Origin of the sequence: uncultured Gardnerella sp., from assembly GCF_947280595.1 — a bacterium.
GTDB classification, from domain to species: Bacteria; Actinomycetota; Actinomycetes; order Actinomycetales; family Bifidobacteriaceae; genus Bifidobacterium; species Bifidobacterium vaginale_A.
The window spans coordinates 1-3,580 of record NZ_CAMYOS010000035.1 but is presented as its reverse complement, the minus strand read 5'-3'; the positions used below and the strand labels follow the sequence as shown (position 1 = coordinate 3,580).

The window sequence follows — 3,580 nt, the reverse complement described above, 5'->3', positions numbered from 1 at the left end:
TGCTGTTTGTTTTTGAAAAGCCTTGGCAGCGCGGGATGACGGATGCGCAATTACATGAAGCTTCACAGAAAGCGGTTGAGCTTGGCGTTCAAATGCTTGAAGAAGAGCGCGTAAAGCGCGCGAGGTGAGCAATATGATTGCATTACAGCATGCGAGCGCAGGTAAAACAGGCACTCCTAGAGGTGTGTCTCTAACATTCTCCTCGTTAATCGTTGCGAATATGCTGATGGAAGCAGTATACGATGTTGTCATATTTGTGCTTGCATTGATGTTGCAATGGTGGATGCTTTGTACTATCGCTGGCTGGCGAACGCTGCTCGTCATGTTCTTGGGCAATATGCTATTTTCTTGCGTGGCAGCTGCGGTTATGGTTCTGATGGGCGCATTGAAGGCTGATCAACAGAAATGCCCAACAAAAAGTTGGCCTTTCTTAGCCATTGCTGTACTGCTTCGACTGCTGATCTTTGGTGTTCTCGCTTGGCTACTTACGCCGAGTTTGGCATGGGTGAGCGTAGTTGTTGGCATTGTGCTTACCAATATTGTTCTCGTTATCAAGCAGCACCCACGGAGAAGAACCGCAGTAGCTGCATAAGATTTTGTAAGACTGTTTTCTTCTCTTTTGAGCAAAAGGCTCTACGTGCGTGGAGAGCGTAGTATTGATGTCAAGGGCTGATTAGGTGGGTGCATTTTTAGGCTTTATGTTTTTGGTTTCTTCTTCGTAAAAACTCTTTAACAATGATTGGAATTATAGTTGGGATACATTCAAGAGTAATAAAAAATGTAATGTACGTGCAAGTCCAGCTACTACCCAATTGCCGAGGAGACTCTTGTAATATCAATAAATCAATAGCAGGGGCGATAAGCGCGATAGCGATGGTTTTACAAACTCCTAAGTTTTCGAGTGTTTTTTGATTGACAACAATCGAGTAAAGAAGAATTTTTGTTAAACCAAGTGCATGAGCTATAACAATGAGTAAAAAGGGTGAGTCATAAACAATTTCCCAATCGAGTGATTTAAGAGAATTTATAATAAGTCCTAAAAGAGGGAGTAATAATGAAAAAAGGAATAATCGTATAGCTTGATATACAGATTTCTTCATAACTAACCTCCTTAAATTTATATAGCCAAGCAGATGACTACTTTCATAGACAGACTATTTTTCACTTATTTTACGTTAATTTATCTTACTTGAAAAGTTTGGATAACCATATCCGATTAAATTCTAGCGGTCATGAGCAAACGGGACTTAAAGAACTGGATAAATACTGTACTGTTTTCATGAAGTCAGCGTAGTCGTGATAAGCGAGATTTTGTTTGCTTTTATGAGCATGACATAAAGTTCAGAGATATTTTTACGCATACGGATTATTGCGTTGAAGAGCTGAAACAATATCCTGGAGTGATTTCGCCTGATTGTTCCCCTATATTTGATGCTCCACTTTGCTTGCAAATTTGCGCTTGTGTAGCAGTAGTTTGCAGGGTTAAACGTTAAAAGGTTTAGCGCGCGGTGGATTTAAGCTTACTTATCGAGATTCTAGATGTTATTTTGCTATTTTGCTGTAGAGTAGTTGTGCGCTCTAGTTGTTTATGTTTTGGGGAACAAATCGGTGTAAAAATTGTAAAAAAGTTCCCTACATTATTTGATTTCTTATGGTAACGGCTTGCTGGTTATTCCAGAAAATAAGGTTTCTGAGTTTAAGAAGTTGCTTGTTGGGGATTATACCGAATATGCAATCTATATAATAGTGAATGTCCAAATATATGAATGAAAACTAGCCAAACACTTGAATAAAAGTTCGCCAAATACATGAATGGAAACTGGACAAATGCTTTGATGGCTAAAGGCTATGATTAGGCGGTTCAAGGTGATAGTTATCCGATGGATGATGTTTTTGAAGAGCTTGAATGCTGATTAGCAGTCGTGGTGTGAACTTGGTTTTAGAAGAATACGCGTAAAAAATTATTACGTTTATTTTTGGGTTGATGAGAGTAGAAAAGAAGTTGAAATACTCGCGGTTATCTACGTGAGAAGAGACCAGACTAAACAACTGGAACAATTGTAATGTAAATGTTGTTATTAAGCTAATCTTAAATCTTTTTGTGATATTTTCTATCGTTAAAAGGTGCACACAGTATCCATAGTGTGCACTTGAAAAAAGTGTAGATATACTACCAGTACTTTTCTAGTCCGAATCGCGCATTAGTTGTTTGTGTCGTTAACAATGTTTTCAATATTTCTGCCTGAGTAGAATATGCGAATAACTATTACAGTCATTTGGTCTTCGTCTACTTGGTAAAAAACTGTGTAGTTGTCGACTGGAACTCTGTGTATTCCTTTAGAACACCACGGCTCCCAATCAACAAGTGTATATCGCATAGGCATAGTCTCAAGAGAACGTATAGCATACTTAATTCGGTTGACTTGTTTTTCAGCTGTTTTTGGAACTTGTAATGTGAAGCGAATGTATTCGTATAGCTCAGTGAGATCAAGGAACGCTTGTGGAGAATAGATGATGTTATAAGTTGTACTCATGCACCATATTCCTTTGCAAAGAATTGGTCTACTTCATCTGCACTATATTGTTTGCCAGTCGAAAGTGAGTTGATGCCTTTCTGCAATTCTTTATCCAACTCTGCTCTTGTTAAGCTGCCTAAAGCAGTAGGCGTATTAACTGGCAAGCGGAGTTCAAATGGCATACCTTTTTGTAAAACAATCTGGCTGTAAAGCATTTGGATTGCTGAAGATGGTGTTATTCCAAGCTGGTTCAATATGTTTTCAGCATTTTCTTTAAGATTTGTGTCGATTCTTGCATATACAGCGTTCGTGTTTGTCATTGTGTTCGCTTCCTTTCTGACCTTATTTTACAAAATAGTTGCAAGCATACGCAAGCAGATGAAAGCAAAAGTTTAACTGCTATTCAGATTATAGCTTTCCGTTGTTGTATCTTCGGATTCAAAATCAAGCTATTAAGCAGGTCTTAAACCTTTTAACGATTGCCTTTTTCTATCGTTAAAAAGTGCACACAGTATCCATAGTGTGCACTTGAAAAAAGTGTAGATATACTCGTAAGTTCTCTCAATACACGTGTAGAGCGTAGTATTGATGTCAAAGGATGATTAGGTGGGTGCATTTTTAGGCTGTATGTTTTTGGTTTCTTCTTCGCAAAAACTCTTTAACAATGATTGGAATTATAGTTGGGATACATTCAAGAGTAATAAAAAATGTAATGTACGTGCAAGTCCAGCTACTACCCAATTGCCGAGGAGACTCTTGTAATATCAATAAATCAATGGCTGGTGCGATAAGCGCTATGGCAATGGTTTTACAAACTCCTAAGTTTTCGAGTGTTTTTTGATTGACAACGATTGAGTAAAGGACAAGTGTTGTTAAACCAAATACGTGAGCTATACCGATAAATAAAACAGGTGAGTTATAAACAATTTCTGGATTAAACAATCTAAGTGAGTTAAGGATTAGTCCTAAAAGAGGTAATAATAATGAAAAAAGGAATAATCGTATAGCCTGATATACAGATTTCTTCATAACTAACCTCCTTAAATTTATATAGCCAAGCAGAT

At 37.7% G+C, this 3,580-nt stretch carries 4 protein-coding genes and 3 pseudogenes; 3 read left to right on the top strand and 4 right to left on the bottom strand.

What is annotated here, in order from left to right; translation table 11 throughout:
• Window positions 1-592 (top strand): annotated as a pseudogene (locus Q0X59_RS06120) (hypothetical protein); the annotation flags it as partial.
• A 97-nt stretch (window positions 593-689) separates the two neighbouring features.
• Here the strand turns inward: Q0X59_RS06120 and Q0X59_RS06115 are convergent.
• Complete coding sequence (locus tag Q0X59_RS06115; RefSeq protein WP_004128465.1) at window positions 690-1,100, bottom strand: hypothetical protein; 411 nt, start codon at window positions 1,098-1,100, stop codon at window positions 690-692.
• 201 nt (window positions 1,101-1,301) lie between these two features.
• Between Q0X59_RS06115 and Q0X59_RS06200 the strand changes: the two are divergent.
• Both Q0X59_RS06200 and Q0X59_RS06110 read left to right on the top strand, forming a co-directional pair.
• A pseudogene (locus Q0X59_RS06200) lies at window positions 1,302-1,493 on the top strand (DUF4417 domain-containing protein); the annotation flags it as partial.
• 333 nt (window positions 1,494-1,826) lie between these two features.
• Window positions 1,827-1,913 (top strand): annotated as a pseudogene (locus Q0X59_RS06110) (type II toxin-antitoxin system antitoxin, RelB/DinJ family); the annotation flags it as partial.
• A gap of 288 nt (window positions 1,914-2,201) precedes the next feature.
• Here Q0X59_RS06110 and Q0X59_RS06105 read toward each other — a convergent pair.
• The 3 genes from Q0X59_RS06105 to Q0X59_RS06095 form a co-directional block, all read right to left on the bottom strand.
• Window positions 2,202-2,534: a type II toxin-antitoxin system RelE/ParE family toxin gene (locus tag Q0X59_RS06105; RefSeq protein WP_297643926.1), complete on the bottom strand. Its 333-nt coding sequence runs from the start codon at window positions 2,532-2,534 to the stop codon at window positions 2,202-2,204.
• Complete coding sequence (locus Q0X59_RS06100; protein ID WP_103043178.1) at window positions 2,531-2,836, bottom strand: type II toxin-antitoxin system RelB/DinJ family antitoxin; 306 nt, start codon at window positions 2,834-2,836, stop codon at window positions 2,531-2,533. Before Q0X59_RS06100 ends, Q0X59_RS06105 begins: the two co-directional genes overlap by 4 nt.
• Before the next feature lie 298 nt (window positions 2,837-3,134).
• The gene (locus Q0X59_RS06095) at window positions 3,135-3,545 is read right to left on the bottom strand and encodes a hypothetical protein (protein WP_366517023.1); all 411 of its coding nucleotides are present in this window, start codon (window positions 3,543-3,545) and stop codon (window positions 3,135-3,137) included.
• Window positions 3,546-3,580: the final 35 nt, after the last annotated feature.

What these genes read in the sequence shown, in the direction of transcription:
- Q0X59_RS06105 (WP_297643926.1), bottom strand. Translation starts at nt 2,534, where the DNA reads ATGAGTACAACTTATAACATCATCTATTCTCCACAAGCGTTCCTTGAT.
- Q0X59_RS06115 (WP_004128465.1), bottom strand. Translation starts at nt 1,100, where the DNA reads ATGAAGAAATCTGTATATCAAGCTATACGATTATTCCTTTTTTCATTA.
- Q0X59_RS06100 (WP_103043178.1), bottom strand. Translation starts at nt 2,836, where the DNA reads ATGACAAACACGAACGCTGTATATGCAAGAATCGACACAAATCTTAAA.
- Q0X59_RS06095 (WP_366517023.1), bottom strand. Translation starts at nt 3,545, where the DNA reads ATGAAGAAATCTGTATATCAGGCTATACGATTATTCCTTTTTTCATTA.